The sequence below is a fragment of the Streptococcus infantis genome (assembly GCF_019929665.1).
Taxonomy (GTDB): domain Bacteria; phylum Bacillota; class Bacilli; order Lactobacillales; family Streptococcaceae; genus Streptococcus; species Streptococcus infantis_H.
In genome coordinates this window covers 310,389-337,297 of sequence record NZ_JAHZPZ010000002.1, presented here as the reverse complement: position 1 = coordinate 337,297, position 26,909 = coordinate 310,389, and the positions used below count along the sequence as shown (strand labels likewise).

32 protein-coding genes are annotated in these 26,909 nt (G+C 40.9%); 29 read left to right on the top strand and 3 right to left on the bottom strand.

The annotated features are described in order from the left end of the window. Positions 1 to 44 precede the first annotated feature (44 nt). The 22 genes from K1I61_RS05005 to groL all read left to right on the top strand — a co-directional run bounded on the left by K1I61_RS05005 (position 45) and on the right by groL (position 18,158). Positions 45 to 776, top strand: coding sequence for an ABC transporter ATP-binding protein (locus K1I61_RS05005; protein ID WP_223333684.1), 732 nt, complete (start codon positions 45 to 47; stop codon positions 774 to 776). Beyond that, positions 773 to 1,822, top strand: coding sequence for an ABC transporter permease (locus K1I61_RS05000; RefSeq protein ID WP_223333682.1), 1,050 nt, complete (start codon positions 773 to 775; stop codon positions 1,820 to 1,822). The genes K1I61_RS05005 and K1I61_RS05000 overlap by 4 nt, the downstream gene beginning before the upstream one ends. Positions 1,823 to 1,869: 47 nt before the next feature. Beyond that, positions 1,870 to 2,664: a cell cycle regulator CcrZ gene (ccrZ, locus tag K1I61_RS04995; protein WP_024053516.1), complete on the top strand. Its 795-nt coding sequence runs from the start codon at positions 1,870 to 1,872 to the stop codon at positions 2,662 to 2,664. Next, the gene (trmB, locus tag K1I61_RS04990; protein ID WP_223333680.1) at positions 2,661 to 3,296 is read left to right on the top strand and encodes a tRNA (guanosine(46)-N7)-methyltransferase TrmB; all 636 of its coding nucleotides are present in this window, start codon (positions 2,661 to 2,663) and stop codon (positions 3,294 to 3,296) included. Before ccrZ ends, trmB begins: the two co-directional genes overlap by 4 nt. A gap of 170 nt (positions 3,297 to 3,466) precedes the next feature. Beyond that, positions 3,467 to 4,618 carry a glycoside hydrolase family 3 protein gene (locus K1I61_RS04985; RefSeq protein ID WP_223333678.1) on the top strand — a complete coding sequence of 384 codons (1,152 nt, stop codon included), beginning with the start codon at positions 3,467 to 3,469 and terminating at the stop codon, positions 4,616 to 4,618. Positions 4,619 to 4,783: 165 nt separating this feature from the next. Next, positions 4,784 to 5,263, top strand: a complete 480-nt coding sequence (gene rimP / locus K1I61_RS04980; RefSeq protein WP_004251813.1) for a ribosome maturation factor RimP — start codon at positions 4,784 to 4,786, stop codon at positions 5,261 to 5,263. Between the two features lie 41 nt (positions 5,264 to 5,304). Next, on the top strand, positions 5,305 to 6,441 hold the full coding sequence (nusA, locus tag K1I61_RS04975; RefSeq protein ID WP_004251816.1) for a transcription termination factor NusA: 1,137 nt from the start codon (positions 5,305 to 5,307) through the stop codon (positions 6,439 to 6,441). A 21-nt stretch (positions 6,442 to 6,462) separates the two neighbouring features. Next, entirely contained in the window at positions 6,463 to 6,756 is a 294-nt protein-coding gene (gene rnpM, locus K1I61_RS04970) for an RNase P modulator RnpM (protein WP_004251817.1), read from the top strand. After that, entirely contained in the window at positions 6,749 to 7,048 is a 300-nt protein-coding gene (locus tag K1I61_RS04965) for a YlxQ-related RNA-binding protein (RefSeq protein ID WP_223333676.1), read from the top strand. Before rnpM ends, K1I61_RS04965 begins: the two co-directional genes overlap by 8 nt. Before the next feature lie 16 nt (positions 7,049 to 7,064). Beyond that, positions 7,065 to 9,806 carry a translation initiation factor IF-2 gene (gene infB / locus K1I61_RS04960; RefSeq protein WP_223333674.1) on the top strand — a complete coding sequence of 914 codons (2,742 nt, stop codon included), beginning with the start codon at positions 7,065 to 7,067 and terminating at the stop codon, positions 9,804 to 9,806. 165 nt (positions 9,807 to 9,971) lie between these two features. Continuing rightward, complete coding sequence (gene rbfA, locus K1I61_RS04955; RefSeq protein WP_223333672.1) at positions 9,972 to 10,322, top strand: 30S ribosome-binding factor RbfA; 351 nt, start codon at positions 9,972 to 9,974, stop codon at positions 10,320 to 10,322. A gap of 147 nt (positions 10,323 to 10,469) precedes the next feature. Beyond that, positions 10,470 to 11,249, top strand: coding sequence for a hypothetical protein (locus K1I61_RS04950; protein ID WP_223333670.1), 780 nt, complete (start codon positions 10,470 to 10,472; stop codon positions 11,247 to 11,249). A gap of 104 nt (positions 11,250 to 11,353) precedes the next feature. Then, positions 11,354 to 11,587 (top strand): DUF1858 domain-containing protein, encoded by a 234-nt coding sequence (locus K1I61_RS04945; RefSeq protein WP_000368732.1) that lies wholly within the window; start codon positions 11,354 to 11,356, stop codon positions 11,585 to 11,587. Beyond that, positions 11,587 to 12,921, top strand: coding sequence for a DUF438 domain-containing protein (locus K1I61_RS04940; protein ID WP_223333668.1), 1,335 nt, complete (start codon positions 11,587 to 11,589; stop codon positions 12,919 to 12,921). Before K1I61_RS04945 ends, K1I61_RS04940 begins: the two co-directional genes overlap by 1 nt. A gap of 9 nt (positions 12,922 to 12,930) precedes the next feature. After that, positions 12,931 to 13,185 carry a DUF1912 family protein gene (locus tag K1I61_RS04935; protein WP_223333666.1) on the top strand — a complete coding sequence of 85 codons (255 nt, stop codon included), beginning with the start codon at positions 12,931 to 12,933 and terminating at the stop codon, positions 13,183 to 13,185. 235 nt (positions 13,186 to 13,420) lie between these two features. Next, positions 13,421 to 13,711, top strand: coding sequence for a DUF4651 domain-containing protein (locus K1I61_RS04930; protein WP_024053819.1), 291 nt, complete (start codon positions 13,421 to 13,423; stop codon positions 13,709 to 13,711). Then, positions 13,708 to 14,025 (top strand): thioredoxin family protein, encoded by a 318-nt coding sequence (locus K1I61_RS04925; protein ID WP_223333663.1) that lies wholly within the window; start codon positions 13,708 to 13,710, stop codon positions 14,023 to 14,025. Before K1I61_RS04930 ends, K1I61_RS04925 begins: the two co-directional genes overlap by 4 nt. Before the next feature lie 9 nt (positions 14,026 to 14,034). Beyond that, positions 14,035 to 14,661, top strand: coding sequence for a YtpR family tRNA-binding protein (ytpR, locus tag K1I61_RS04920; RefSeq protein ID WP_223333661.1), 627 nt, complete (start codon positions 14,035 to 14,037; stop codon positions 14,659 to 14,661). Positions 14,662 to 14,701: 40 nt separating this feature from the next. Continuing rightward, on the top strand, positions 14,702 to 15,463 hold the full coding sequence (locus K1I61_RS04915; protein WP_223333659.1) for an SDR family NAD(P)-dependent oxidoreductase: 762 nt from the start codon (positions 14,702 to 14,704) through the stop codon (positions 15,461 to 15,463). Positions 15,464 to 15,535: 72 nt separating this feature from the next. Then, entirely contained in the window at positions 15,536 to 15,931 is a 396-nt protein-coding gene (locus K1I61_RS04910) for a single-stranded DNA-binding protein (protein ID WP_223333657.1), read from the top strand. A gap of 307 nt (positions 15,932 to 16,238) precedes the next feature. Next, entirely contained in the window at positions 16,239 to 16,523 is a 285-nt protein-coding gene (gene groES, locus K1I61_RS04905) for a co-chaperone GroES (RefSeq protein ID WP_223333655.1), read from the top strand. Positions 16,524 to 16,538: 15 nt separating this feature from the next. Continuing rightward, positions 16,539 to 18,158, top strand: a complete 1,620-nt coding sequence (groL, locus tag K1I61_RS04900; RefSeq protein WP_223333653.1) for a chaperonin GroEL — start codon at positions 16,539 to 16,541, stop codon at positions 18,156 to 18,158. Positions 18,159 to 18,251: 93 nt separating this feature from the next. On the opposite strand, the gene serS is transcribed toward groL, so the two are convergent. From serS to K1I61_RS04885, 3 genes are all read right to left on the bottom strand, one after another. Beyond that, positions 18,252 to 19,526, bottom strand: coding sequence for a serine--tRNA ligase (gene serS / locus K1I61_RS04895; protein ID WP_223333651.1), 1,275 nt, complete (start codon positions 19,524 to 19,526; stop codon positions 18,252 to 18,254). 213 nt (positions 19,527 to 19,739) lie between these two features. Beyond that, positions 19,740 to 20,111, bottom strand: coding sequence for a DUF956 family protein (locus K1I61_RS04890; protein WP_075566377.1), 372 nt, complete (start codon positions 20,109 to 20,111; stop codon positions 19,740 to 19,742). Positions 20,112 to 20,113: 2 nt separating this feature from the next. Continuing rightward, positions 20,114 to 21,478: an aspartate kinase gene (locus K1I61_RS04885; protein WP_223333649.1), complete on the bottom strand. Its 1,365-nt coding sequence runs from the start codon at positions 21,476 to 21,478 to the stop codon at positions 20,114 to 20,116. A 159-nt stretch (positions 21,479 to 21,637) separates the two neighbouring features. Between K1I61_RS04885 and K1I61_RS04880 the strand changes: the two genes are divergently transcribed. The 7 genes from K1I61_RS04880 to fabD all read left to right on the top strand — a co-directional run bounded on the left by K1I61_RS04880 (position 21,638) and on the right by fabD (position 26,879). Continuing rightward, a complete protein-coding gene (locus tag K1I61_RS04880; RefSeq protein ID WP_223333648.1) occupies positions 21,638 to 22,198 on the top strand; it encodes a hypothetical protein in 561 nt (186 codons plus the stop codon). Between the two features lie 108 nt (positions 22,199 to 22,306). Continuing rightward, positions 22,307 to 23,092 carry an enoyl-CoA hydratase gene (locus tag K1I61_RS04875; RefSeq protein WP_025170321.1) on the top strand — a complete coding sequence of 262 codons (786 nt, stop codon included), beginning with the start codon at positions 22,307 to 22,309 and terminating at the stop codon, positions 23,090 to 23,092. Positions 23,093 to 23,183: 91 nt separating this feature from the next. Next, positions 23,184 to 23,618: a fatty acid biosynthesis transcriptional regulator FabT gene (fabT, locus tag K1I61_RS04870; RefSeq protein WP_004251873.1), complete on the top strand. Its 435-nt coding sequence runs from the start codon at positions 23,184 to 23,186 to the stop codon at positions 23,616 to 23,618. Next, positions 23,618 to 24,592 carry a beta-ketoacyl-ACP synthase III gene (locus tag K1I61_RS04865; RefSeq protein WP_006151802.1) on the top strand — a complete coding sequence of 325 codons (975 nt, stop codon included), beginning with the start codon at positions 23,618 to 23,620 and terminating at the stop codon, positions 24,590 to 24,592. The genes fabT and K1I61_RS04865 overlap by 1 nt, the downstream gene beginning before the upstream one ends. Before the next feature lie 58 nt (positions 24,593 to 24,650). Further along, positions 24,651 to 24,875, top strand: a complete 225-nt coding sequence (locus K1I61_RS04860; protein ID WP_000257840.1) for an acyl carrier protein — start codon at positions 24,651 to 24,653, stop codon at positions 24,873 to 24,875. Between the two features lie 116 nt (positions 24,876 to 24,991). After that, entirely contained in the window at positions 24,992 to 25,966 is a 975-nt protein-coding gene (fabK, locus tag K1I61_RS04855; RefSeq protein WP_223333647.1) for an enoyl-[acyl-carrier-protein] reductase FabK, read from the top strand. After that, positions 25,959 to 26,879 carry an ACP S-malonyltransferase gene (gene fabD, locus K1I61_RS04850; RefSeq protein ID WP_223333645.1) on the top strand — a complete coding sequence of 307 codons (921 nt, stop codon included), beginning with the start codon at positions 25,959 to 25,961 and terminating at the stop codon, positions 26,877 to 26,879. Before fabK ends, fabD begins: the two co-directional genes overlap by 8 nt. Positions 26,880 to 26,909 lie beyond the last annotated feature (30 nt).

Genomic DNA, 26,909 nt, shown 5'->3' with positions numbered 1-26,909 from the left:
ATTTTGATATAATATAGCTACATTATACCAGATTCGGAGAAAATATGTTAGAAATTAAAAATCTGACAGGAGGCTATGTTCATGTCCCTGTCTTGAAAGATGTGTCCTTTACAGTTGAGAGCGGACGGTTGGTAGGTTTGATAGGTTTGAATGGTGCGGGGAAATCTACGACTATCAATGAGATTATTGGTCTTTTGACGCCATATAGTGGGGAGATTAAGATTGACGGATCGACTCTAGGAGAGGATGCTACGAGCTATCGCAAGAAAATTGGTTATATCCCTGAAACTCCTAGCTTGTACGAGGAATTGACTCTCAGAGAGCATATTGAGACGGTTGCTATGGCCTATGGTATCGAGCAAAATCTAGCTTTTGAACGTGTAGAGCCGCTTTTAAAAATGTTCCGTTTGGATCAAAAATTGGATTGGTTCCCGGTTCATTTTTCCAAAGGGATGAAGCAAAAGGTTATGATTATCTGTGCCTTTGTCGTGGATCCTAGTCTCTTTATCGTAGACGAACCTTTCCTTGGTCTTGATCCTTTGGCGATTTCAGATTTGATTCAACTTCTAGAAGCGGAAAAGAAAAAAGGAAAGTCTATCCTTATGAGTACCCACGTTCTTGATTCTGCTGAAAAGATGTGTGACTCTTTTGTCATTCTTCACAAAGGTCAAGTAAGAGCCAAAGGAAATCTCCAACAACTCCGAGAAGCCTTTGATATGCCAGAAGCAAGCCTCAATGATATCTATTTGGCTCTGACCAAAGAGGAGGAGCTATGAAGGACTTGTTTTTAAAACGAAAGCAGGAATTTCGCAAGGAATGCTTGGGCTATCTCCGTTATGTGCTCAATGACCATTTTGTCTTATTTTTGTTGGTGTTGTTAGGATTTTTGGCCTACCAGTACAACCAGTTGCTCCAACACTTTCCTGAGAATCATTTCCCAATCCTAATTTTGATTGGGATGATATCTATTTTACTTTTGCTTTGGGGTGGTATTGCGACCTATCTAGAAGCACCTGATAAACTATTTCTTTTAGTTGCTGAAGAAGAAGTGAGAGAACACATCCAGAAGCAAAGTCTGATTTCTTTCATCTTTTGGGTCAGTGTACAGACTCTCTTTTTGCTCCTGTTTGCGCCTTTATTCTTAGCCATGGGTCTTGGTTTGCCGATTTTTGGAGTCTATCTCCTTGTCTTGGGAATAGTAAAATATGTGATTTTTCGCCAAAAGTCTAGCAACTTTTTCCTTGGAAATGGACTTGACTGGGATTATGTTATTGCCCAGGAAAGCAAACGGAAGCAGTTCTTGCTTCGATTTTTTGCTCTCTTTACCCAGGTCAAGGGGATTTCAAATAGTGTTAAGCGCCGAGCTTATCTGGACTTTATTCTCAGGGGAGTTCAGAAAGTACCAGGAAAAATATGGCAGAACCTCTATCTTCGTTCCTATCTGAGAAATGGAGATTTATTCGCCCTTAGTCTGCGACTCATAATCCTATCTTTGACCGCTCTCATCTTCATTGAGCAATCTTGGATTGCAGTCGCAATTGTAATTTTATTCAATTATCTTTTGTTATTCCAGCTTCTAGCCCTCTATCATGCCTTTGACTATCAATATTTGACGCAATTATTCCCAGTAGGTAAGGGGCAAAAAGAGAAAGGCTTGAAGGAAATTTTGAGAGCGATTGGGGTCTTTGTATTAATCTTGGAAAGTCTCATAGGATTGCTTGTTTTTAAGGACAAAATTCTTGTTCTAGCACTTGTGGGAGCAAGTCTTGTCTTGCAATTTCTTTATTTGCCGTATCAACTGAGAAGATTGGTTGACGAATAGCATAAAAATTAGTAGAATAATAAGGAAACTTTATTCGGAGGAAAGAAATGGACTTGGGTGATATTGAGCTAACGCTAACCCCGATATCTGGGAAGAGCGGAAAAGCTTATATGGGAAGTTATCCTGATGGAAAACGTGTTTTTATAAAAATGAATACTTCTCCAATCCTGCCTGGTTTAGCTAGAGAGCAAATTGCACCACAATTGCTCTGGAGCCGTCGTTTACCAGACGGCCGTGATATGTCTGCTCAGGAATGGTTGACAGGAAAAATTTTGACGCCAAGCGATATGAACCGTAAACAAATTATCGATATTTTGACACGTTTACACTGTTCACGTCCCTTAATGACCCAGTTGACACGATTGGGATATGCAATGGAAACACCTTCGGATTTACTTCAGTCATGGGTAAACAAGGCTCCGGATGCTTTAAAAAACAACCAGTATCTACGTATGGTTTTAGGTGATTTGCGTGAGAATCTTCCTGGCTTTAGGGAAGACTATGCAACCATAGTTCATGGGGATGTCCGTCATAGCAACTGGTTTGAGACAGAGAGTGGCTTGATTTATTTAGTAGATTGGGATTCTGTTCGCTTGACTGATCGTATGTTTGATGTGGCCTATCTGCTCTGTCACTATATTCCAGAGTATCAGTGGCAAGAATGGCTAGCTAATTATGGCTATAAGTATAATCAAACTGTCTTGAATAAGTTATATTGGTATGCTCAACTGTCATTTTTGAGCCTCATTACCAAATACTATGAAAATCAAGATTTGGATAATGTAAATCGGGAAATCTATGCTTTGCGTAGTTTCCGAGATAAGTATGGAAAGAAAAAATGAGAGTTAGAAATCGTAAAGGGGCAACAGAACTGTTAGAGGCTAATCCGCAGTATGTTGTCTTAAACCCCGCAGAAGCTAAAGGAAAGTGGCGAGATTTATTTGGCAATGACAATCCAATCCATGTAGAGGTTGGTAGTGGCAAAGGTGCTTTCGTAACAGGAATGGCCAAACAAAATCCTGGCATCAACTATATCGGGATTGATATTCAGAAGTCTGTATTAAGCTATGCATTAGACAAGGTCTTAGAAGTTGGAGTTCCCAACATCAAACTTCTATGGGTTGATGGTTCAGAATTGACCAATTATTTTGAAGATGGTGAAATTGACCGTTTGTATTTGAATTTCTCGGATCCATGGCCTAAAAAACGCCATGAGAAGCGTCGTTTGACTTATAAGAGCTTCTTGGACACTTTCAAACGAATCTTACCTGAACACGGTGAAATTCATTTCAAGACAGATAATCGTGGCTTGTTTGAATATAGCTTAGTGAGCTTTTCACAATATGGCATGAAACTCAAGGGCGTTTGGTTAGATTTACATGCCATCGACTTTGAAGGAAATGTCATGACTGAGTATGAGCAAAAGTTTTCAAGCAAGGGTCAAGTCATTTATAGAGTTGAAGCTCAGTTTTAATGTAAAGACTTGTTAGTGAAAAACTGTCGTTCACTCAAATATAATGTAAATATGTACCTCAAGGATTTAGTTTTGTCTTCGACAGGACTAAATCCTTGAGTTTTTTTAATAGATTTGGGATTTTGATAAGTGTGTACTTGTGCCCTGATAAGTGGTATAATGAAGGGGTTATGAGAAGAAGCATAAAACCTTTTGTAGTCTATCTTTTCTTTCTCCTTGTGATAGGTGGTTTGATTTTTTTGGATCATCAACATCATCGACAGGCAGATGTGCAAGTAGAAAAAGCTGAGAAAACTACTCAAACCAGTGAAACAGATAAGGAAAAGGTTGTTGAAGATAGATTAGCCACAATGACCTTGGAGGAGAAAGTCGGGCAATTATTCTGGGCCAGAGTTCCTGCCGATTATCAAATAGAAGATCTCAAATCCTATCATTTGTCAGGTTATATCTTATTTGGACGAGATTTTGAAGGACGAACCTTAGAGGATATGAAAGTTTTGACAAGTCGCTACCAAGCTGCTTCAAAGACTCCTTTATTGATTGGTTCCGATGAAGAAGGGGGAACAGTAACTCGTATCAGTTCGATTTTGGATACTCCTTTCCAATCTCCTATGACCCTTTATCATCAAGGAGGGATGGAGGCTGTTCTTTCTGATACTAGGAAAAAGGCAGAGGTGCTGAAATCTGTTGGTATCAATGCTGGACTCTTTCCAGTTGCGGATCTTGCAGGTGATTCATCAGCCTTTATTTACGATCGGACCATTGGACAAGATGCCCAAACAACTGCAAGTTATGTTAAGCAAGTTGTAGAAGAACTTCAAAAGAATAAGGTCGGTTCAACCTTGAAGCATTTCCCAGGATATGGTGATAATGGAGACAGTCATACCGACATTATCCAAGACAACCGCTCTTTGGATGATTTAAGGCAAGCAGATTTTCTACCCTTTCAAGCTGGCATAGATGCAGGTGCGGATAGTATTTTAGTTTCTCACAACATCCTGACTAAAATTGATACAGTGCCGTCATCTATCTCGCCAAAAATCAACGAAATTCTTCGCAAGGAGCTGAATTTTAAAGGGGTCATAATGACGGATGATTTAGATATGGCAGGATTAGCGGATTTTGTCAGTCAGGATGAAGCTGCTCTCCAAGTGATTTTAGCAGGCAATGATTTGATTTTAGGATCTTCCTATCAAACGCAGATTCCTTATCTATTACAGAAAATTTCTTCCGGGGACTTGACAGAAGATCGTATTGATGAGTCTGTACGACGTATTTTAGCATGGAAATATGACTTGGGATTATTCGATACGTCTCAGTAAAAGGAAACGTCATTTTTAAAATCATGCAGAAACCTTTGAAGGAAAGCCTTCTATTGGTTGTGAAAAGGTCAAATCCTTGCAGATTGGATTGATTTGTGTTATACTAATAACAAGAATATAAGAAAGAGAGGCGGGGAGATATCTTCGCCTCTTGCTTATGAGGAGGTGGACGCAATCGCAACTATCGTTGAATTAGTCAGAGAAGTCGTAGAACCTGTTATTGAAGCTCCTTTTGAACTCGTAGATATCGAGTACGGAAAGATTGGCAGTGACATGATTCTTAGTATTTTTGTAGACAAGCCTGAAGGAATCACCTTGAATGATACGGCAGACTTGACTGAAATTATCAGTCCTGTCCTAGATACTATCAAGCCGGATCCCTTCCCAGAACAATATTTCCTAGAAATTACAAGTCCAGGATTGGAGCGTCCTTTGAAAACCAAGGAAGCAGTCGCTGGAGCGGTTGGGAAATACATCCATGTCGGGCTCTATCAAGCCATCGATAAGCAAAAGGTTTTTGAAGGAACCTTGTTGTCCTTTGAAGAGGATGAGTTGACTATGGAATATATGGATAAAACTCGCAAGAAAACAGTCCAAATTCCATATAACTTGGTATCAAAAGCACGTTTAGCAGTAAAATTATAGAAAGAAAGGATAGCTTTTGAGAATTCAAAAGTAAAAAGAACATGAGTAAAGAAATGCTAGAGGCCTTCCGCATTTTGGAAGAAGACAAGGGAATCAAGAAAGAAGATATCATCGACGCAGTAGTAGAATCACTTCGTTCTGCTTACCGTAGACGCTATGGTCAATCTGATAGTGTAGCTATTGATTTCAACGAAAAGACAGGGGACTTTACTGTCTATACTGTTCGTGAAGTTGTTGATGAAGTATTTGATAGCCGTTTGGAAATCAGTTTAAAAGATGCCCTTGCTATTAATTCAGCCTATGAGCTTGGTGACAAAATCAAATTTGAAGAAGCACCAGGAGAGTTTGGTCGTGTAGCAGCCCAATCTGCTAAACAAACAATCATGGAAAAAATGCGTAAGCAAACACGTGCCATTACCTACAATACATACAAAGAGCATGAACAAGAAATCATGTCAGGTACAGTAGAACGTTTTGACAACCGCTTCATTTACGTTAACCTTGGTAGCATCGAGGCCCAATTGTCTAAGCAAGACCAAATTCCTGGAGAAGTTTTTGCTTCTCATGACCGTATTGAAGTCTATGTCTACAAAGTGGAAGACAACCCTCGTGGAGTTAACGTCTTTGTTAGCCGTAGCCACCCAGAAATGATCAAACGTTTGATGGAACAAGAAATTCCAGAAGTTTACGATGGAACCGTTGAAATCATGAGCGTAGCTCGTGAAGCAGGTGACCGTACAAAGGTTGCTGTTCGTAGTCACAATCCTAACGTGGATGCTATCGGAACAATCGTTGGACGTGGTGGTGCTAACATCAAGAAAATCACTAGCAAATTCCATCCAGCTCGCTACGATGCTAAGAGCGACCGCATGATTCCTGTGGAAGAAAACATCGACGTTATCGAATGGGTAGCAGATCCAGCTGAGTTTATCTACAATGCCATTGCTCCTGCCGAAGTTGACCAAGTTATCTTTGATGAAAATGACAGCAAACGTGCCTTAGTCGTTGTGCCGGATAACAAGCTATCTCTTGCTATCGGTCGTCGTGGACAAAATGTTCGCTTAGCAGCACATTTGACTGGTTACCGTATCGATATCAAGTCTGCAAGTGAATTTGAAGCGATGGAAGAAGCAGGTCAAGTGGATTACGCTGAAACAGACGAATTGACTGAAGAATAAGATCTGCAAGAGGAGGGAAAGATGAAAACAAGAAAAATCCCTTTGCGCAAGTCTGTTGTTTCCAACGATGTGATTGATAAGCGAGATTTACTTCGTATTGTCAAGAATAAAGAAGGTGAGGTCTTTATCGACCCGACAGGCAAGGCCAATGGCCGGGGCGCTTATATCAAGCTAGACAATGCAGAAGCCCTAGAGGCTAAAAAGAAAAAAGTCTTTAACCGTAGCTTTAACATGGAAGTTGAAGAAAGTTTTTATGACGAGTTGATCGCCTATGTTGATCACAAAGTAAAAAGAAGAGAGTTAGGACTTGAATAAGCAAAAAGTAAGTAATCTCTTGGGATTGGCTCAACGAGCAGGGAAAATTATCTCGGGTGAAGAAATGGTTGTCAAAGCCATTCAGGAACAGAAAGCTAAGCTGGTATTTCTAGCGCATGATGCTGCTCCCAACCTGACCAAGAAGATTCAAGATAAAAGTCACTATTATCAAGTAGAAGTTATTACCGTGTTTTCAACACTGGAATTAAGCATAGCAGTCGGAAAATCAAGAAAAGTATTGGCTGTGACAGATGCTGGATTTACAAAGAAAATGAGGTCTCTTATGGAATAGAAGAGGAGGACATGATTTGTCTAAGAAAAGATTGTACGAAATCGCAAAAGAACTTGGAAAAGAAAGTAAGGAAGTTGTAGCGCGTGCAAAAGAGCTGGGCTTGGAAGTGAAAAGCCATGCTTCAAGCGTAGAGGCTGCTGTTGCTGAAAAAATCGTAGCTAGCTTTAAGCCTGCTACTCCAAAAACAGAAGCAAAACCTGTAGCACCAAAAGCAAGTGAAGCGAAGGTGGAAAGTAAACCAACTACGCCAGCAACTCCGAAGGAAGAAAAAGTAGTAGCTGCTAGACCACAAAGCCGAAACTTCAAGGCAGAGCGTGAAGCTCGTGCCAAAGAGCAAGCAGAGCGACGCAAGCAAAACAAGGGCAACAACCGCGACCAACAACAAAACGGGAACCGTCAAAAAAATGAGAACCGTAATGGTGGAAAAACAGGTCAAGGAAACCGCGACAACCGTCGTTTTAACGACCAAGGGAAGAAACCACAAGGTCAAGGAAATCGTGGCAATGATCGTCGCCAACAAGCGGAAAATCGTCCGAACCAAGCTGGTCCACGTATTGATTTCAAGGCTCGTGCAGCAGCCCTGAAGGCAGAACAAAATGCCGAATACGCACGCTCAAGCGAGGAACGTTTCAAACAGTCACAAGCAGCTAAAGAAGCTTTTGCTCAAGCTAATAAACGCAAAGAACCAGAGGAAATCTTTGAAGAAGCTGCTAAGCTAGCTGAACAAACTCAGCAAGTGGTTGAAGTAGCTCCTGTAGTCAAAGAGCCTGTAGTGGATACACGTCGTAAAAAACAAGCCCGACCAGACAAAGATCGTGATGATTACGATCGTGAAGAAGATGGTCCTAGAAAACAACAAAAGAATCGAAGTAGTCAGAATCAAGTGAGAAATCAAAGAAATAGTAACTGGAATAACAATAAGAAAAATAAAAAAGGCAACAAACAAAACAATCGTAATCAGGCTCCAAAACCTATTACAGAACGTAAATTCCATGAATTGCCAACAGAATTTGAGTATACAGATGGTATGACTGTTGCGGAAATCGCAAAACGTATCAAACGTGAACCAGCTGAGATTGTTAAGAAACTATTTATGATGGGCGTTATGGCCACTCAAAACCAATCTTTGGATGGGGAAACAATTGAACTCCTCATGGTTGATTACGGAATTGAAGCTAAACAAAAGGTTGAAGTGGACAATGCCGATATCGAACGTTTCTTCGTAGAAGATGATTATCTGAATGAGGATGAGTTGGTAGAACGTCCACCAGTTGTAACTATCATGGGACACGTTGACCATGGTAAGACAACACTTTTGGACACTCTACGTAATTCTCGTGTTGCTACGGGAGAAGCTGGTGGTATCACTCAGCATATCGGTGCCTATCAGATTGAGGAAAATGGTAAGAAGATTACCTTCCTTGATACACCAGGACACGCGGCCTTTACTTCCATGCGTGCACGTGGTGCTTCTGTTACCGACATTACTATCCTAGTCGTAGCGGCAGATGACGGGGTTATGCCTCAGACTATCGAAGCCATTAACCACTCAAAAGCAGCTAATGTTCCAATTATCGTAGCTATTAACAAGATTGATAAACCAGGTGCAAATCCAGAGCGCGTTATCGGTGAATTGGCTGAACACGGTGTTATGTCAACAGCTTGGGGTGGAGATTCTGAGTTTGTAGAGATCTCAGCTAAATTCAACCAAAATATCGATGAACTCTTGGAAACTGTTCTTCTTGTGGCTGAAATCCAAGAACTTAAAGCAGACCCAACCGTTCGCGCCATCGGTACTGTTATCGAAGCGCGCTTGGATAAAGGAAAAGGTGCGGTTGCAACCCTCCTTGTTCAACAAGGTACTTTGAACGTTCAAGACCCAATCGTTGTCGGAAATACCTTTGGTCGTGTCCGTGCCATGACCAATGACCTTGGACGTCGTGTTAAGGTTGCAGGACCATCAACACCAGTATCTATTACAGGTTTGAATGAAGCACCTATGGCGGGTGATCACTTTGCTGTATACGAAGATGAAAAATCTGCTCGTGCAGCTGGTGAAGAACGTGCTAAACGTGCTCTTATGAAGCAACGTCAAGCTACACAACGTGTCAGCCTAGAAAACCTCTTTGACACTCTTAAAGCTGGTGAACTTAAATCTGTTAATGTTATCATCAAAGCCGATGTACAAGGTTCAGTTGAAGCCCTTGCTGCTTCCCTTCAAAAGATTGATGTGGAAGGTGTAAAAGTTACCATCGTCCACTCAGCAGTTGGTGCTATCAACGAATCTGACGTGACTCTTGCTGAAGCTTCAAATGCCTTTATCATTGGTTTCAACGTACGTCCTACACCGCAAGCTCGTCAACAAGCAGAAGCAGACGATGTAGAAATCCGTCTCCACAGCATCATCTACAAGGTTATCGAAGAGATGGAAGAAGCCATGAAAGGTATGCTTGATCCAGAATTTGAAGAAAAAGTTATCGGTGAAGCGATTATCCGTGAAACCTTCAAAGTGTCTAAAGTTGGAACGATTGGTGGATTTATGGTTACTAGCGGTAAAGTTACCCGTGACTCTAAAGTCCGTGTTATTCGTGACGGAGTCGTTATTTACGACGGTGAACTTGCAAGCTTGAAACACTATAAAGATGACGTCAAAGAAGTTACAAACGGCCGTGAAGGTGGTCTCATGATTGATGGCTACAATGATATCAAGATGGATGATGTGATTGAGGCCTATGTCATGGAAGAAATTAAACGATAATAGAGAAACGATAGCTCATTTGACTCGTTGTCAACAGCGCCTTTATGAACTTCAGTTCTATCTAAGGCTTGTTTCCTAGATTCAAATGGCTCTAGTTCCTCTATCTTCTAAAAATAGCTAGGTCTGCTGGCCTAGCTTTTGATTCAATAGAGAGGAAGGAATAGCATGGGAAATCATTTCCGTACGGACCGTGTGGGCATGGAAATCAAGCGTGAAGTCAATGAGATTTTACAAAAGAAAGTCCGTGATCCGCGTGTCCAAGGAGTGACCATCACAGATGTTCAGATGCTTGGTGATTTATCAATGGCCAAGGTTTACTACACTATTTTGAGTAATCTTGCTTCAGATAATCAAAAGGCCCAAATCGGGCTTGAAAAAGCAACCGGAACTATCAAACGTGAACTTGGTCGCAATTTGAAATTGTATAAAATTCCAGACTTAACTTTCGTTAAAGACGAATCCATCGAGTATGGAAACAAGATTGACGAAATGTTACGCAATCTGGATAAGAAATAAAAAAAGAGGGGAATCCCTCTTTTTTATTACTTTAAACATGATGATGGATTAATTAGTTGCCCTTCTTAAAAGTCGGTTAAAAAAATGTATAAATCTCTAATAGTATGATATGATAAAGCTTAACTTGAATATAAAATGGAGATATAGATGGCTAAACAAGATATAGCTATAAAAGTTTTACAACAAGTTGTAAAGCTTCCTGTCGTGAAAGTAAATAGAGAAAAATTTTTAGTGGAGAAGTTCTCTAAAGAATTAGATAAGAAGGATATTGCCAAATTGTTAGAACAAGGTCCTCCTTCATTATTACCCCAGGAAACCTTAGATAGGGTAGCCAGGTCCTGCATAAAGGATAATGTTTTACGAGCAAGTGGAACATCTGTTCTAGCAGGTCTACCTGGAGGTATTCTAATGGCGCTTACTATTCCAACGGATGTAGCTCAGTTTTATGCTTTTTCCTTGAAATTAGCCCAAGAATTGGGATATATTTATGGATTTAATGATCTTTGGGCATCAAGAAATGACTTAAGTGAAGAAGCTAAAAACACACTATTACTTTATCTAGGGGTCATGATTGGGGTAAACGGAGCGGGTGCCTTGCTTCGTTCTGGTGGTGTTACAGTCGCTAAACATGTAATGACCACAGTACCTCAGAAAGCCGTAGCCAAAGCTGGCTGGTACCCTATTTTAAAAAAGGTTATGAAAATTTTTGGGGTTACTCTTACAAGGAGAGGCTTGGCAAAGGGAATGGGAAAAGCGATTCCTATTCTAGGTGGAGTTATTTCAGGGGGATTAACCTATGCGACTATGAAACCCATGGGCGAAAGATTGCAAAAAGAATTATCCAAATTAGTGAACTATTCTGAAGTGCAATATCAAAATGATATGGCAATTATTCGAAAAGAGGCTGAGATAATCGAAGCTGACTGATATGATGAAACTAGCAAGTCTGGTGTTGCTAGTTTTTTTAATCCCAATCCTTATGGTATAATAAAAACAGTTAGATGATTAGAAATAGACTCATGGAGGTTCTCATGGACAATATAATCGATGTATCAATTCCAGTTGCGGAAGTGGTGGATAAACATCCAGAAGTTTTAGATATTTTGGTTGAGCTTGGTTTTAAACCTCTTGCAAATCCCTTGATGCGTAATACTGTAGGGCGAAAAGTATCGCTCAAACAAGGATCGAAGCTTGAAGGGACTCCTATGGATAAGATTGTGCGTACGCTTGAAGCAAATGGTTACGAAGTGATCGGGTTAGACTAATGACAGATGAACGTATTCATATCCTGCGGGATATTTTATTAGAATTGCATAATGGAGCCTCTCCGGAGTCCGTTCAGGAACGATTTGATGCTACTTTTACAGGTGTATCTGCTGTTGAGATTTCACTCATGGAGCACGAGTTGATGAACTCGGACTCAGGCGTTACCTTTGAAGATGTCATGGAGTTATGTGATGTGCATGCCAATCTCTTTAAGAATGCTGTTAAGGGTGTCGAAGTTGAGGACACCGAGCATCCTGGTCACCCTGTGCGTGTCTTTAAGGATGAAAATCTAGCTCTCCGTGCTGCTTTGATTCGGGTCCGTAGATTGCTCTCGACTTATGAATCTGTGGACGATGAGGAAATGCTGGTTGAGATGCGCAAAGGCTTGGTACGTCAGATGGGGCTTGTTGGTCAATTTGATATCCACTACCAGCGCAAGGAAGAGCTCTTTTTTCCTATCATGGAACGTTATGGACATGATTCACCTCCCAAAGTTATGTGGGGAGTGGATGATCAGATTAGGGATCTCTTTCAAACAGCCTTAGTGGCAACTAAGTCGCTCCCAGAAGTGCCAATTTCCACCGTAAAGGAAGCTTTTGAAGCTTTTGCGACAGAGTTTGAAAGTATGATTTTTAAGGAAGAATCAATCCTTCTCATGATTCTGCTTGAATCCTTTACCCAGGATGACTGGATTCAGATTGCTGAGGAAAGTGATGCCTATGGATATGCTATTATCCGTCCGTCTGAGAAATGGGTTCCTGAACGTCAACATTTTATTGAGGAAAAAAGTGTAGAAGAAGCAACTCAGCCAGAAACTGTAGATGGACAAGTTCAGCAAGTGATTGATACACCAGAAGGTCAGTTTACTATCACCTTTACACCAAAGGAAAAGGAAACGGTGCTAGATCGCAATAGCCAGCAGGCTTTTGGCAATGGTTATCTATCAGTTGAGCAGGCAAATCTTATCCTTAATCATTTGCCGATGGAGATTACCTTTGTTAATAAGGATGATATTTTCCAGTATTATAATGACAATACTCCAGCGGATGAAATGATTTTCAAGCGGACACCGTCTCAAGTTGGACGAAATGTCGAACTATGTCATCCACCAAAATATTTGGAGAAGGTCAAAGCGATTATGCGAGGTCTTCGTGAAGGGAAAAAAGACAAGTACGAGATGTGGTTCAAGTCAGAATCACGTGGAAAGTTTGTCCACATCACCTACGCTGCAGTACATGATGAAAACGGGGAATTTCAAGGTGTATTGGAGTATGTTCAGGACATCCAACCCTACCGTGAGATTGATACAGACTTTTACCGTGGATTAGAATAAGGAGAAAAAATGAGTTACGAGCAAGAATTTATGAAGGAATTTGAAGCCTGGGTTAATACCCAGATTATGATCAACGATATGGCTCTTAAGGAAAGTCAAAAGGTCTATGAAGAAGATCAAGATGAGCGCGCTAAAGATGCCATGATTCGCTACGAGAGTCGCTTGGATGCCTACCAGTTCTTACTAGCTAAATTTGAAAACTTCAAAGCAGGCAAGGGATTCCATGATTTACCAGAAGGTTTGTTTGGCGAGAGAAATTATTAATGTTTAGAAATTAGAAAGGAGGCTGGGACAAAAGTCCTAGCCTCTCAATTGTCTTTGGATTGTCGAGCAAGACGCAGTGGTTGAGTGGACTCTACTACGCTGATTTCATCAGCTTTTACAGCCCTACTCAACTGTGCGGAGGTGGGACGACGAAATCGAATTCTAACGAATTACCGATTTCTGTCCCACTCTCTTTTTCATTGTTCCTTGAGCCTTTTTGTGTTACAATGTTAGCATGAAAACGAAAAATATTATTAAAACAGGTTTAGTTGTGGCAGGGCTTGGAGCACTTGCCTTTGGTGCTAAGAAAGTAGCTGATGATCACAAACTCATGAAGACACAGGAAGAGTTAACTGCTATTGTGCGTGACTATTTCTCAGAAATGGGTGAGATTGGGACTCTCTATGTCCAAGTATACGAAAGTAGCCTTGAACGCCTTGTTGGTGGTGTCATTTTTGAAGATGGTCGTCACTATACCTTTGTCTATGAAGATGAAGATCTCATCTACGAGGAGGAAGTCTTATGATTTCTCCTAAAAATATAGAAGAATTAGCAAATTTAGTAGAGCAAGATGGCAAGAAGGTCTTCCTTTTTGTTGCGGATTGGTGCGGCGACTGCCGTTATATCTATCCTGCCTTGCCAGAGATTGAAGAGGCAAATCCAGAGTTCACTTTTATACGGGTAGACCGAGATGAGTATATGGAACTTGCTAAAGTTTGGGATGTATACGGAATTCCAAGTCTTGTTGTTTTAGACAAGGACAAGGAGATTGGACGTTTTGTCAATCGTGACCGAAAAACCAAGGGGCAAATCAATGACTTTTTAGCAAGTTTGAAATAGGAGAAAAGAATGATTTTTACATATAATAAAGAACATGTCGGCGATGTCCTTATGGTCATCGTGAAAAACAGTGGAGATGCCAAGCTAGATGTTGAGCGTAAAGGTAATGTAGCGCGTGTTTTCCTAAAGGAAACTGGTGAAACTGTCGCATGGAACATTTTTGAAGTTTCTAGCATGTTTGAAATCGCTGAGCGCGGGCAAGTCTTTTTAACTGACGACCAAGTAGCTCGTTTGAACCAAGAATTGCAAGAAGAAGGATTTACTGAAGAAATCATCAATGACAAGGAACCCAAATTTGTGGTTGGTGAGATTGTAGAAATGGTTGCGCATCCAGATAGTGACCACCTCAATATCTGCCAAGTTGCTGTTGGGAATGACAAAACAGTACAAATCGTTGCTGGTGCTCCCAATGCACGTGTTGGTTTGAAAACCATTGTTGCTCTTCCTGGAGCCATGATGCCAAAAGGCAATCTCATTTTCCCAGGGGAACTTCGTGGGGAAAAGAGTTTTGGTATGATGTGTAGTCCTCGTGAACTTGCCTTACCAAATGCTCCCCAAAAACGTGGTGTCATTGAATTGTCAGACGACCAGGTAGTTGGAACACCCTTTGACCCAGCTACACACTGGACTGCTTAATCACTAAAGTGATTTATAATCTTTGCTTGAGGAAAATAGGATGGCAAAAAATGTAGTCATTACAGGTGCAACATCAGGTATTGGTGAAGCCATTGCGCGTGCTTATCTAAAAGAAGGTGAGAATATCGTTCTTACAGGGCGTCGAACAGAAAGACTCGAATCTCTTAAAACTGAGTTTGTAGAAGCCTTTCCAAATCAAAAAGTCTGGACCTTTCCGTTAGATGTTACAGATATGAGCATGGTAAAGACTGTTTGTTCAGAAATTTTAGAAACTGTAGGTCAGGTTGATATCTTGGTCAATAATGCTGGGCTGGCTCTCGGTTTAGCACCCTATCAGGACTATGAAGAGTTGGATATGCTGACCATGCTGGATACCAATGTCAAGGGCTTGATGGCGGTTACTCGTTGTCTCTTGCCTTCCATGGTAGCAGCTAATCAAGGGCACATTATCAATATGGGTTCTACTGCAGGGATTTACGCATATGCTGGTGCAGCAGTCTATTCAGCAACCAAGGCTGCAGTCAAAACTTTTTCAGACGGGCTTCGGATTGACACCATTGCGACAGATATCAAGGTGACCACTATTCAGCCAGGAATTGTAGAAACTGATTTTTCAAAAGTCCGTTTCCATGGAGATGAGGCACGGGCGGCGACGGTCTATCAGGGACTCGAAGCCTTGCAGGCGCAAGATATCGCTGATACTGTAGTTTATGTGACCAGTCAACCACGACGAGTACAAATCACAGATATGACCATCATGGCCAATCAACAAGCAACTGGATTTATGATTCATAGAGATTAATATTATTAAAAAAGTTACAAATCTTGTAACTTTTTTTCTTTTCCTTCGAATAGATAAGTAGGAGGATGAAAAATGTATAATAAAGTTATCATGATCGGACGTTTAACGTCTACACCAGAATTGCACAAAACCAACAATGACAAGTCAGTGGCTCGTGCGACTATTGCTATTAACCGTCGTTTCAAGGACCAGAATGGGGAACGTGAAGCTGACTTCATCAATATTGTTATTTGGGGAAAACTTGCTGAAACCTTGGCTAGCTACGCGACTAAAGGCAGTCTCATTTCTGTCGATGGGGAGCTTCGTACCCGTAAGTTCGAGAAAAATGGTCAAACCAACTATGTGACCGAAGTTCTCGCTACAGGCTTCCAACTTTTAGAAAGTCGTGCCCAACGTGCTATGCGTGAAAATAATGCAGGCCAAGACTTAGCAGATCTAGTTTTGGAAGAGGAGGAACTTCCCTTTTAAAATGATAGGAGGCTGGGACAAAAGTCCTAGCCTCTCAATTGTCTTTGGGTTGTCGAGCAAGACGCAGTGGTTGAGTGGGCTCTACTACGCTGATTTCATCAGCTTTTACAGCCCTACTCAACTGTGCGGAGGTGGGACGACGAAATCGAATTCTAACGAATTACCGATTTCTGTCCCACTCTCTTTTTTATGCTATAAATCAGACTTTTTTCTTGACTATTTTTGACCAAGTGATACAATAGAACTATGGTTTAGCACTCATATACAAAGAGTGCTAATAATATGATTGTATTATGGAGGAAGACAAATGTTGAAACCATTAGGAGACCGTGTGGTCTTGAAAATTGAAGAAAAAGAACAAACTGCTGGGGGATTCGTCCTCGCAAAATCAGCCCAAGAAGAAACGAAAACAGCTACTGTAGTGGCTACTGGGCAGGGTGTTCGTACCTTGAGCGGTGAGTTAGTCGCTCCAAGTGTAAAAGCTGGAGATCATGTTTTAGTTGAAGCACATGCGGGTATTGATGTTAAAGATGGGGATGAAAAATACATCATTGTAGGTGAAGCTAGTATCTTGGCAATTATCGAAGAATAGAAGGAGAAAGTAAGTATGGCAAAAGATATTAAATTTTCATCAGATGCTCGTTCAGCTATGGTTCGTGGTGTTGATATCCTAGCAGATACTGTTAAAGTAACTTTGGGACCTAAAGGTCGTAACGTTGTGCTTGAAAAATCATTTGGTTCTCCATTGATTACCAATGATGGTGTAACAATCGCTAAAGAAATCGAATTGGAAGACCATTTTGAAAATATGGGTGCCAAATTGGTATCAGAAGTAGCTTCTAAGACGAATGATATTGCTGGTGACGGAACAACTACTGCAACTGTCTTGACTCAGGCTATCGTTCGTGAAGGAATCAAAAACGTAACTGCCGGTGCAAATCCAATTGGTATCCGCCGAGGGATTGAAACAGCAGTTGCTGCAGCAGTAGAAGCTTTGAAGAATACGGCTATCCCTGTTGCTAACAAAGAAGCGATTGCGCAGGTCGCTGCCGTTTCATCTCGTTCTGAAAAAGTTGGTGAATACATTTCTGAAGCCATGGAAAAAGTTGGGAAAGACGGAGTTATCACTATTGAAGAATCACGTGGTATGGAAACCGAGCTTGAAGTGGTAGAAGGAATGCAATTTGACCGTGGTTATCTATCACAGTACATGGTGACAGATAATGAAAAAATGGTCGCAGACCTTGAAAATCCGTACATTTTAATCACTGACAAGAAGATTTCAAATATCCAAGAAATCTTGCCACTTCTAGAAAGTATTCTTCAAAGCAGCCGTCCGCTCTTGATTATTGCAGATGATGTTGATGGTGAAGCTCTGCCAACCCTTGTCTTGAATAAGATTCGTGGGACTTTCAACGTAGTTGCTGTTAAGGCTCCTGGTTTCGGTGATCGTCGTAAAGCTATGCTAGAAGATATCGCCATCTTGACAGGTGGAACTGTTATCACTGAAGACCTTGGTCTTGAGTTAAAAGATGCTACCATAGAAGCTTTAGGGCAAGCAGCTAAAGTGTCTGTAGATAAAGATAGCACAGTCATTGTTGAAGGTGCAGGAAATCCTGAAGCGATTGCTAACCGTGTAGCTGTCATCAAGTCTCAAATCGAAACAACAACTTCAGAATTCGACCGTGAAAAACTCCAAGAACGCTTGGCTAAATTATCAGGTGGAGTAGCAGTTATCAAGGTCGGTGCTGCAACTGAAACTGAATTGAAAGAGATGAAACTCCGTATCGAAGATGCCCTTAACGCTACTCGTGCAGCAGTAGAAGAAGGTATTGTTGCAGGTGGGGGTACTGCCTTAGTGAATGTTATTCCAGCTGTTGAAGATTTAGAATTGACAGGTGATGAAGCAACAGGACGTAGCATTGTTCTTCGTGCCTTGGAAGAACCAGTTCGCCAAATTGCCTACAATGCAGGCTATGAAGGTTCAATCGTTATCGATCGTTTGAAAAATGCAGAAGCTGGTACAGGCTTCAACGCTGCAACAGGTGAATGGGTCAACATGATTGAAGCAGGTATTATCGATCCTGTTAAGGTTAGCCGTTCAGCCCTTCAAAACGCAGCTTCAGTAGCAAGTCTTATCTTGACAACAGAAGCAGTTGTGGCTAACAAACCAGAACCTGTAGCACCAGCTCCAGCTATGGATCCATCAATGATGGGTGGTTACTAGAGAATATAAAAATAACAGGTAGAGATGAAAGATTTTCTACCTATTTTTTTACATGAAATGCAAAAGAGGAAGTTATGCTTCCTCTTGTTTATTTTATGGTTTGATAACTTCAGCTCCACCCATGTATGGACGAAGGACTTCAGGAATAGTAACAGAACCATCTTCGTTTTGATAGTTTTCAAGAATAGCAGCAACGGTACGTCCAACAGCAAGTCCTGAACCGTTCAAGGTGTGGAGAAGTTTAACCTTACCATCGGCTTCATCACGGTAGCGAATTTGGGCACGACGTGCTTGGAAATCTTCTGTATTTGAACAGCTTGAGATTTCACGGTAGGTATTTTGTGCTGGGATCCAAACTTCCAAGTCGTAAGTCTTAGCAGCTGAGAAGCCCATATCTCCTGTAGAAAGAGCCACTACGCGGTATGGCAAGTTGAGTTTTTGAAGGATGTTTTCAGCGTTAGCTGTCATCTTCTCCAATTCTTCATATGATTCTTCAGGTTTGGTAAATTTCACCATTTCTACCTTGTGGAATTGGTGCAAACGAATCAAACCGCGAGTATCGCGACCAGCAGAACCAGCTTCAGAACGGAATGATGGACTCATAGCAGTAAAGTAGATTGGCAGTTCCTTACCATCAAGAATTTCATCACGGTAGTAGTTAGTTAGAGGAACTTCAGCTGTAGGAATGAGGACATAGTTGGTATCGCTGATCTCAAAAGTATCTTCCTTAAATTTTGGATATTGGCCAGTACCAAACATAGAATCATGGTTAACCATGTAAGGGGTGATGACTTCAGTATAACCTTCCTTACCATGCTCATCTAGCATAAAGTTGTAGATGGCACGTTCTAAGCGAGCTCCGAGGCCTTTATAGAAGAGGAAACGAGCTCCAGTGACTTTTCCACCACGTTCCCAGTCAAGAATACCAAGGTCTTCTCCGAGATCCCAGTGGGCTTTTGGTTCAAAGTCAAACTCACGAGGAGTTCCCCAACGGCGAACTTCTACGTTATCATCTTCGTCTGCTCCAATAGGAACACTATCAGCTGGGATGTTTGGAAGAGTAGTGGTAAATTCTGTCAATTTAGCATCGATTTCAGCTAATTCTGCATCGAGTGCTTTGACTTCGGCAGATAGGGTTTGCATGGCAGCAATCTTATCATCGGCATTTTCCTTGTTGCGCTTAGCTTGAGCAATTTCAGCAGAAACCGTGTTACGCTCTGCCTTGAGGGTTTCAACCTTAACCAAGATGTCACGACGTTTAGCATCGATTTCTTTCATCTCGTTCAAGATAGCAGCATCTACACCACGTGTAGCCAATTTTTCTGCGACAGCATCAAAGTCTGTACGAATACGTTTGATATCTAGCATATAAACTCCTTTATGAAAAAAGCACACCTGTCAAAACGTTGGAGTGGCAGAGCCACGGTTCCATCCAACTTCACAGGTGTGCACTTGATTCTGTATTTGATTTAAAACAACGGTAGAATTTCACCTATCTCTCCTATCTGCTCGCAGCACCCGCAGACTTTCTGGAAGAAGAGGATAACCTACTTATCCGTTTCTATGATTATACTAAACTTTCTATTTTTTTGCAAATAGATTTTTAATTTTACGACCGATGATTTGGAGTAGAGTTGGAAGCTTCACAACCTTTTCATTTCCGATTTTTTCCCGAGCAATTTTAAGAATTTTTCCGGAGTCTTTTGAGGCAAAGAGGAATTTTCCTTGGTCTGTAAAAACTTCAAAATGACGACTAACCTTACGGCCTGAAACATTGGCTCCGATTTGATTAACGCTAGACCATGGGATTTGAATATAATCCTCAATATTGCGATCCGAGTAAAACTCCAAGGCTTGGTCTCCTACCAGAAATTTTCCAACTTTTCCTTGTATAGAGAGGTAAGAAGTTCCAGTAGTTTGTATGTCAATGACCTTGTTAAGAGATTGTGCCATGATTAATCTTCCTTACTTTCACCGAAAAAGGCATGGTATAGAGCCTTGATAGCAGCTTTTTCTTGGTCTTTTTGAACTACGAACATGATAGAAACTTCGCTCGATCCTTGAGACATCATTTGAATGTTGATCTTGTTTTCTGAAAGTGCGCGAGTAGCTGTAGCAGTTACCCCGATATGACTCTTCATTTTTTCGCCAACAATCATGATAATAGAGAGATCGTGTTCGATTTCAGCATGGTCAACTTCAGCTTTTTGAACAAGTTGACGGAGGATTTCTTCTTCTTTGATTGGTGTGAGTTCACGTTCACGAAGGATGATAGATAGGTCATCGATACCAGTTGGCATATGTTCCCAACCAATATTCAGATCTTCTAGAATTTGAAGTACTTTACGACCAAAACCAACTTCGCGGTTCATGAGGTACTTGGACATATTGATGCTGACAAATCCAGCATCGCTGGCAATTCCGACTACAGGGAATTTTTCATCGCTGTGTTGAAGGACGATGCGAGTACCTGGATGGTCAGGATTGTTAGTATTTTTGATAACCAAAGGAATTTTTCCGCGATAGGCAGGGAGAAGGGCTTCATCGTGAAGGACAGAAAAACCTGCATAGGCTAACTCACGCATCTCACGGTAGGTTAATTCTGGAATCGAGTGTGGTTGGTGGATGATACCAGGGTGGGCAGCAAAGATTCCATCTACATCAGTAAAGTTTTCATAAAGGTCAGCTTTAACTCCAGCTGCGATAATTGAACCAGTAATATCTGATCCACCACGAGAGAAGGTACAAATTTGATCTTCCTTAGTGACACCAAAGAAACCTGGGATAACAAGAACTTCTGGACTTTTATTGAGTTCTTCAATTTTGTCATAACTTGAAGGAATGATACGAGCATTTCCAGGTTCGCTTGTTACAACAATACCAGCTTCTCGCGGATGAACATAGCGAGCCTCTAATCCATTTTGGTTAAAGTAAGCTGCAATGAGTTTGGCGTTATTATTTTCTCCCGCAGCCAAGAAAGTATCGTAAAGAAACTCATTGTCTTCAATCGGAAGGGTCGCAAGAGAACGGATACTTTTTGAGATTTTCTCTAGTACTGTTGGTTTGAGTTTTAATTCACTGACCATGGCAGCATAGCGTTCGATAATCCAGTTTTGACTTTTACTAATATCATTTCCAGCAACATAGTCACGGTAGTATTTAATTAAGGCATCTGTTACCTTTGTATCTTCAGAATCTCGTTTTCCTGGAGCAGAAACAACTACAAAACGTCGTTCAGGATCGCTCTTTACAATATTTAAAACTTTTTCTAACTGACTAGCAGAGGCAAGTGAACTTCCCCCAAATTTTACAACCTTCATAAAAACTCCTAAAGTAAGTATTTTATACGATTATAGCAGAAAGAGGGGCTTTTTTCAATCTGGAAAATATCCTATACAATTGTTTGAAAGTCTCATCAGGAAAGCTTATAATAAAGATGTAGGAGGAAAGACTCTTCTAATGAAAGGAGTTGGGGGAAGATGATTAAAAGAGTGGTTTGTTTAATCTTACTAGTCCTTACCTTCGTGATGATTCCTACAAATATCGGAGCAAGGTCTCATCCTCTTCCCAGTGGTCGTTTGACCGGAGAAGAATTAGCGATGGGGTATGCGCAGGAGCGTCAGATTTCAGTTGAGAGGGCTAAAATTATCTTATCTATCGGCTTGTCAGATAGTAAGGCAAGGAACTATCGAATTCTCTCTGAAAAGCTTATCGTCAATCCTAACTATGAAGCTAGAGTCAAGTTTTATTGTCGAACAGATGAAAGTGGACAATATAGAGGAATCACGAAACTCTTAGCTACAAGTCTGGTTAACAAGGACGGAGACAAGGAAGCTCCTTTTACAGGCAATCTTTTTGCCTACCTTGAAGATCCAAATCGTATTTTTTACATGGTTTCAGGAGAATTCTACTATAAAGGGTCCAACCAAGAACAGCTCTATCAGAGAGAAGGAGGACGAATGCTTGAAGTGATTTATGATTTCATTGATGATACAAGTACTGGTTTTCCTGTATTTTTAGAGACCAAACTAAGGTTTTAAAATCGGCCGAGACACTTTCGGTCGATTTTTCTCTTGTCTTATAAACAAGAAAAAGATATACTTTGAAGATAAAAAAATTAATCAGCTTTTTAAATTAAAGGAGTGGCTATGAATCATATTATCTTTCAAATTCAAGACGATTTAGCGGTGATTACTTTAAATCGTCCCGAGGTGGCAAATGGTTTCCATATTCCTATGTGTGAAGAAATTTTAGAAGCACTGGAATTAGCTGAAAAAGACGATTCTGTTTCATTTATTCTCATCAATGCTGCTGGTAAGGTGTTTTCTGTTGGTGGCGATTTAGTTGAAATGAAACGTGCTGTAGATGAGGATGATATTGATTCCTTAACTCGAATTGCTGAATTGGTCAATACTATTTCTTATAAGATTAAACAGATTCCTAAACCTGTTATCATGGAGGTGGATGGAGCAGTTGCTGGAGCTGCAGCCAATATGGCCTTGGCAGTTGATTTCTGTATCGCATCTGACAAGTCTAAATTTATCCAGGCTTTTGTAGGTGTAGGATTGGCTCCTGACGCGGGTGGATTATTCTTGCTGACAAGATCGCTCGGTGCAACTAGAGCAACTCAATTAGCTATGACTGGAGAAGCTTTCACCGCTGAAAAGGCAATGGAGGCAGGAGCTCTATATCGTCTATGTACTAGTGAACAATTAGAGAAAACTAGAGAACAATTGTTGAAGAAGTTGAGACGTGGTTCTTCAAATTCCTATGCTGCGATTAAGAAACTTGTTTGGGAAAGTGAGTTCAAGCAGTGGCATGAATATGCTCAGCTTGAATTGGAACTACAAAAATCACTATCCTATACGGAAGATTTTAAAGAAGGTGTTCGTGCACATTCTGAAAGAAGACGTCCAAAATTTATCGGGAAATAAAAAATACTTGCACTATTCTTTGAAGTTTGATATACTTTTCTTGTCAAATGTTTTGATTATTAAACTTTTTTTGATAAAGGAGGGAAGAGAAATGGACTACCAACAAGTCAATGATTATTTAACATCAATTTTTAACAACGTCCTAGTGATCGAGGAAGTAAGTTTGCGAGGTAGTCGTTTCAAAGACATCTCTATCAAAGAAATGCACACGATTGATGTTATCGGTAAGTATCCAGAAGTGACTCCGAGTCAAGTTTCCAAAGAGTTGATGGTAACTCTAGGGACAGTGACAACGAGTTTAAACAATTTGGAGAGAAAAGGATACATCGAACGTATCCGTTCAGATCAAGATCGTCGTGTAGTACATCTGCATTTGACAAAGAAAGGTCGTCTCGTTCACCGTCTTCATAAACGTTTCCATAAGGCCATGGTCGAAAGAATTATCGAGGGCATGAGTCCTGAAGAGATTGAAGTTATGGGAAAAGGGTTAACTAATCTTTATCACTTTTTGGAGGATTTGAAGTAATGGCTTTTGCAAAAATAAGCCAGGTCGCTCATTATGCTCCAGAGCAGATTATCACTAACGAAGACTTGGCTCAGGTCATGGATACGAGTGATGAATGGATTTCAAGTCGGACAGGGATTAAAGAACGCCATATTTCTAAGACAGAATCAACAGGAGATTTGGCTACAGAGGTTGCAAAACAACTTCTAGAGAAGGCAGGGATTTCTGCTGAAGAGCTAGATTTCATCATTATAGCGACTATGACACCTGACTCAATGATGCCCTCAACCGCAGCTCGTGTTCAGGCAAAGATTGGCGCTCATAAGGCTTTTGCCTATGATTTAACAGCTGCTTGTAGTGGGTTTGTTTTTGCCCTATCGACTGCAGAAAAGTTCATTTCTTCAGGAACATATCGTAAGGGGTTGGTTATCGGTAGTGAGACCATGTCAAAATCTTTGGATTGGTCTGACCGCTCAACAGCTGTCTTGTTCGGAGATGGAGCTGGTGGTGTACTACTTGAGGCAAGTGACCAAAAACATTTCTTAGCTGAAAGTCTCAATAGCGATGGTTCTCGTGGTGAGTGTCTCACTTATGGACAGACAGGATTGATTTCACCATTTTCGATTCAAGAAGAACCAGATGTTTTCTTGAAAATGGATGGGAGAGCAGTTTTTGACTTTGCAATTCGAGACGTGGCTAAATCTATTAAACAGACCATCGAAAAAAGTCCAATATCAGCAGATGAACTCGATTATCTCTTGCTTCATCAAGCGAATATTCGAATTTTAGATAAGATGGCTAAAAAAATCGGTGTCGATCGTGACAAGCTTCCTGCTAATATGATGAAGTATGGAAATACTAGTGCGGCAAGTATCCCGATTTTACTTTCTGAGTGTGTAGAAGAAGGACTCATCCATTTGGATGGTAGCCAAAAAATTCTCTTGTCAGGTTTCGGTGGAGGTTTGACATGGGGCACACTTATTGTTACAATTTAGGTAATCATGTGGTGATCACATTGTTATAAAAAAACTATTTATTTTAAAGGAGTCTATCATGGCAGTATTTGAAAAAGTACAAGAAATTATCGTTGAAGAACTCGGAAAAGATGCATCAGAAGTAACACTTGAATCTACTTTTGATGATTTGGATGCAGATTCATTGGACTTGTTCCAAGTAATCTCAGAAATTGAAGACGCTTTTGATATCCAAATCGAAGCTGAAGACAACTTGAAAACAGTTGGCGACTTGGTTGCTTACGTTGAAGAGCAAACTAAATAATTAGAATAAATAAAGAAGGAGTAGGGGAGACCCGCTCCCTCTTGTTTAGGTAATAGTTTGACCGTCAAATTATAATAAAGTCGAACTATTACGTAAGCAAGACTTATGGAGGCAATATGAAAACACGTATCACTGAATTATTAAATATTAAATATCCTATCTTCCAAGGTGGAATGGCCTGGGTAGCAGATGGCGATTTGGCTGGAGCTGTTTCAAAAGCTGGTGGTCTCGGAGTCATTGGTGGAGGAAACGCACCTAAAGAAGTGGTTAAAGCCAACATCGATAAGATTAAATCTTTAACAGACAAGCCTTTTGGTGTCAATATCATGCTCTTGTCTCCATTTGTTGATGATATTGTTGACCTCGTTATTGAAGAAGGGGTTAAGGTAGTCACAACTGGTGCAGGGAACCCAAGTAAATATATGGATCGATTTCATGAAGCAGGAATCACCGTTATTCCTGTAGTTCCTAGCGTAGCTTTGGCTAAACGTATGGAAAAAATCGGTGCAGATGCTGTCATTTGTGAAGGTATGGAAGCCGGTGGACACATTGGTAAATTAACAACCATGACCTTGGTTCGTCAAGTTGCGGCGGCTGTTTCAATTCCTGTTATCGCTGCAGGTGGTATTGCAGACGGTGAGGGAGCTGCTGCTGGATTTATGCTTGGTGCGGAAGCTGTGCAAGTAGGAACTCGTTTTGTAGTTGCTAAAGAATCAAATGCTCATCCAAACTACAAAGCTAAGATTTTAAAAGCTCGTGATATTGATACAACTATTTCAGCACAACATTTTGGTCACGCAGTTCGTGCCATCAAAAATCAATTGACTCGTGATTTCGAGCAAGCTGAAAAAGATGCCTTTAAACAAGAAAATCCAGACTTAGAAATCTTTGAACAAATGGGCGCTGGAGCCTTAGCTAAGGCTGTTGTCCATGGTGATGTGGATGGCGGTTCAGTAATGGCCGGCCAGATTGCAGGTTTGGTATCGAAAGAAGAAACAGTTGAAGAAATCTTAAAAGATATCTACTATGGTGCAGCTGAGAAAATTCAAAAAGAAGCCGCTCGTTGGGCAGGAGTTACAAGAAATGACTAAAACAGCCTTTCTATTTGCAGGTCAAGGAGCCCAGTACCTTGGAATGGGACGTGAACTATACGACCAATATGCTATCGTCAAGGAAACAATCGACCAAGCTAGCCAAGTCTTAGGTTATGATCTTCGTGACTTGATTGATAACGATGAAACGAAGCTAAATCAGACTCGTTACACACAACCAGCTATTTTGGCTACATCCGTTGCCATTTACCGATTACTAAAGGAGAAAGGTTACCAACCAGATATAGTGGCAGGCCTGTCTCTTGGTGAATATTCTGCCCTTGTAGCTAGTGGCGTCTTGGATTTTGAAGATGCGGTGGCTCTAGTTGCTAAGCGTGGAGCTTATATGGAAGAAGCAGCACCTGCAGGGTCTGGTAAAATGGTAGCCGTGCTCAATACTCCAGTTGAAGTTATTGAACAAGCTTGTCAAGAAGCTTCTCAACTTGGTGTTGTGACTCCAGCTAACTACAATACCCCAAGTCAAATTGTTATTGGTGGTGAGGTGGTTGCTGTGGATCGTGCAGTTGAACTCTTGCAAGAAGCAGGAGCAAAACGCTTAATTCCGCTAAATGTTTCTGGACCTTTCCATACAGCTTTATTGGAATCTGCTAGTCAAAAATTAGCTCAAGTCCTAGAAGATGTTGAGTTTAATGACTTTGCTTGTCCCCTTGTTGGTAATACAGAAGCAAAAGTCATGGAAAAAGAACGAATTGCAGAACTCTTGACTCGTCAAGTCAAGGAACCTGTTCGTTTCTATGAAAGCATTGCAGTTATGCAAGAAGCTGGTGTGACACGTTTTATCGAGATCGGTCCTGGGAAAGTCTTGTCAGGATTTGTTAAAAAGATTGATAAAACTGCTCAACTTGCAAATGTGGAAGATCAAGCAAGTTTACAAGCACTCTTAGAAAATTAGATCAGGATGATAGAAGTTCTGAAAGGAGAA

What these genes read in the sequence shown, in the direction of transcription:
- K1I61_RS04865 (WP_006151802.1), top strand. Translation starts at nt 23,618, where the DNA reads ATGGCTTTTGCAAAAATAAGCCAGGTCGCTCATTATGCTCCAGAGCAG.
- serS (WP_223333651.1), bottom strand. Translation starts at nt 19,526, where the DNA reads ATGCTAGATATCAAACGTATTCGTACAGACTTTGATGCTGTCGCAGAA.
- K1I61_RS04985 (WP_223333678.1), top strand. Translation starts at nt 3,467, where the DNA reads ATGAGAAGAAGCATAAAACCTTTTGTAGTCTATCTTTTCTTTCTCCTT.
- K1I61_RS04925 (WP_223333663.1), top strand. Translation starts at nt 13,708, where the DNA reads ATGATTTCTCCTAAAAATATAGAAGAATTAGCAAATTTAGTAGAGCAA.
- fabD (WP_223333645.1), top strand. Translation starts at nt 25,959, where the DNA reads ATGACTAAAACAGCCTTTCTATTTGCAGGTCAAGGAGCCCAGTACCTT.
- K1I61_RS04930 (WP_024053819.1), top strand. Translation starts at nt 13,421, where the DNA reads ATGAAAACGAAAAATATTATTAAAACAGGTTTAGTTGTGGCAGGGCTT.
- rbfA (WP_223333672.1), top strand. Translation starts at nt 9,972, where the DNA reads ATGGGAAATCATTTCCGTACGGACCGTGTGGGCATGGAAATCAAGCGT.
- groL (WP_223333653.1), top strand. Translation starts at nt 16,539, where the DNA reads ATGGCAAAAGATATTAAATTTTCATCAGATGCTCGTTCAGCTATGGTT.
- K1I61_RS05000 (WP_223333682.1), top strand. Translation starts at nt 773, where the DNA reads ATGAAGGACTTGTTTTTAAAACGAAAGCAGGAATTTCGCAAGGAATGC.
- rnpM (WP_004251817.1), top strand. Translation starts at nt 6,463, where the DNA reads ATGAAAACAAGAAAAATCCCTTTGCGCAAGTCTGTTGTTTCCAACGAT.
- K1I61_RS04940 (WP_223333668.1), top strand. Translation starts at nt 11,587, where the DNA reads ATGACAGATGAACGTATTCATATCCTGCGGGATATTTTATTAGAATTG.
- fabK (WP_223333647.1), top strand. Translation starts at nt 24,992, where the DNA reads ATGAAAACACGTATCACTGAATTATTAAATATTAAATATCCTATCTTC.
- K1I61_RS04935 (WP_223333666.1), top strand. Translation starts at nt 12,931, where the DNA reads ATGAGTTACGAGCAAGAATTTATGAAGGAATTTGAAGCCTGGGTTAAT.
- K1I61_RS04885 (WP_223333649.1), bottom strand. Translation starts at nt 21,478, where the DNA reads ATGAAGGTTGTAAAATTTGGGGGAAGTTCACTTGCCTCTGCTAGTCAG.
- K1I61_RS04950 (WP_223333670.1), top strand. Translation starts at nt 10,470, where the DNA reads ATGGCTAAACAAGATATAGCTATAAAAGTTTTACAACAAGTTGTAAAG.
- trmB (WP_223333680.1), top strand. Translation starts at nt 2,661, where the DNA reads ATGAGAGTTAGAAATCGTAAAGGGGCAACAGAACTGTTAGAGGCTAAT.
- fabT (WP_004251873.1), top strand. Translation starts at nt 23,184, where the DNA reads ATGGACTACCAACAAGTCAATGATTATTTAACATCAATTTTTAACAAC.
- groES (WP_223333655.1), top strand. Translation starts at nt 16,239, where the DNA reads ATGTTGAAACCATTAGGAGACCGTGTGGTCTTGAAAATTGAAGAAAAA.
- nusA (WP_004251816.1), top strand. Translation starts at nt 5,305, where the DNA reads ATGAGTAAAGAAATGCTAGAGGCCTTCCGCATTTTGGAAGAAGACAAG.
- K1I61_RS04910 (WP_223333657.1), top strand. Translation starts at nt 15,536, where the DNA reads ATGTATAATAAAGTTATCATGATCGGACGTTTAACGTCTACACCAGAA.
- ccrZ (WP_024053516.1), top strand. Translation starts at nt 1,870, where the DNA reads ATGGACTTGGGTGATATTGAGCTAACGCTAACCCCGATATCTGGGAAG.
- K1I61_RS04860 (WP_000257840.1), top strand. Translation starts at nt 24,651, where the DNA reads ATGGCAGTATTTGAAAAAGTACAAGAAATTATCGTTGAAGAACTCGGA.
- K1I61_RS04875 (WP_025170321.1), top strand. Translation starts at nt 22,307, where the DNA reads ATGAATCATATTATCTTTCAAATTCAAGACGATTTAGCGGTGATTACT.
- K1I61_RS04945 (WP_000368732.1), top strand. Translation starts at nt 11,354, where the DNA reads ATGGACAATATAATCGATGTATCAATTCCAGTTGCGGAAGTGGTGGAT.
- K1I61_RS04890 (WP_075566377.1), bottom strand. Translation starts at nt 20,111, where the DNA reads ATGGCACAATCTCTTAACAAGGTCATTGACATACAAACTACTGGAACT.
- K1I61_RS05005 (WP_223333684.1), top strand. Translation starts at nt 45, where the DNA reads ATGTTAGAAATTAAAAATCTGACAGGAGGCTATGTTCATGTCCCTGTC.
- K1I61_RS04915 (WP_223333659.1), top strand. Translation starts at nt 14,702, where the DNA reads ATGGCAAAAAATGTAGTCATTACAGGTGCAACATCAGGTATTGGTGAA.
- ytpR (WP_223333661.1), top strand. Translation starts at nt 14,035, where the DNA reads ATGATTTTTACATATAATAAAGAACATGTCGGCGATGTCCTTATGGTC.
- K1I61_RS04880 (WP_223333648.1), top strand. Translation starts at nt 21,638, where the DNA reads ATGATTAAAAGAGTGGTTTGTTTAATCTTACTAGTCCTTACCTTCGTG.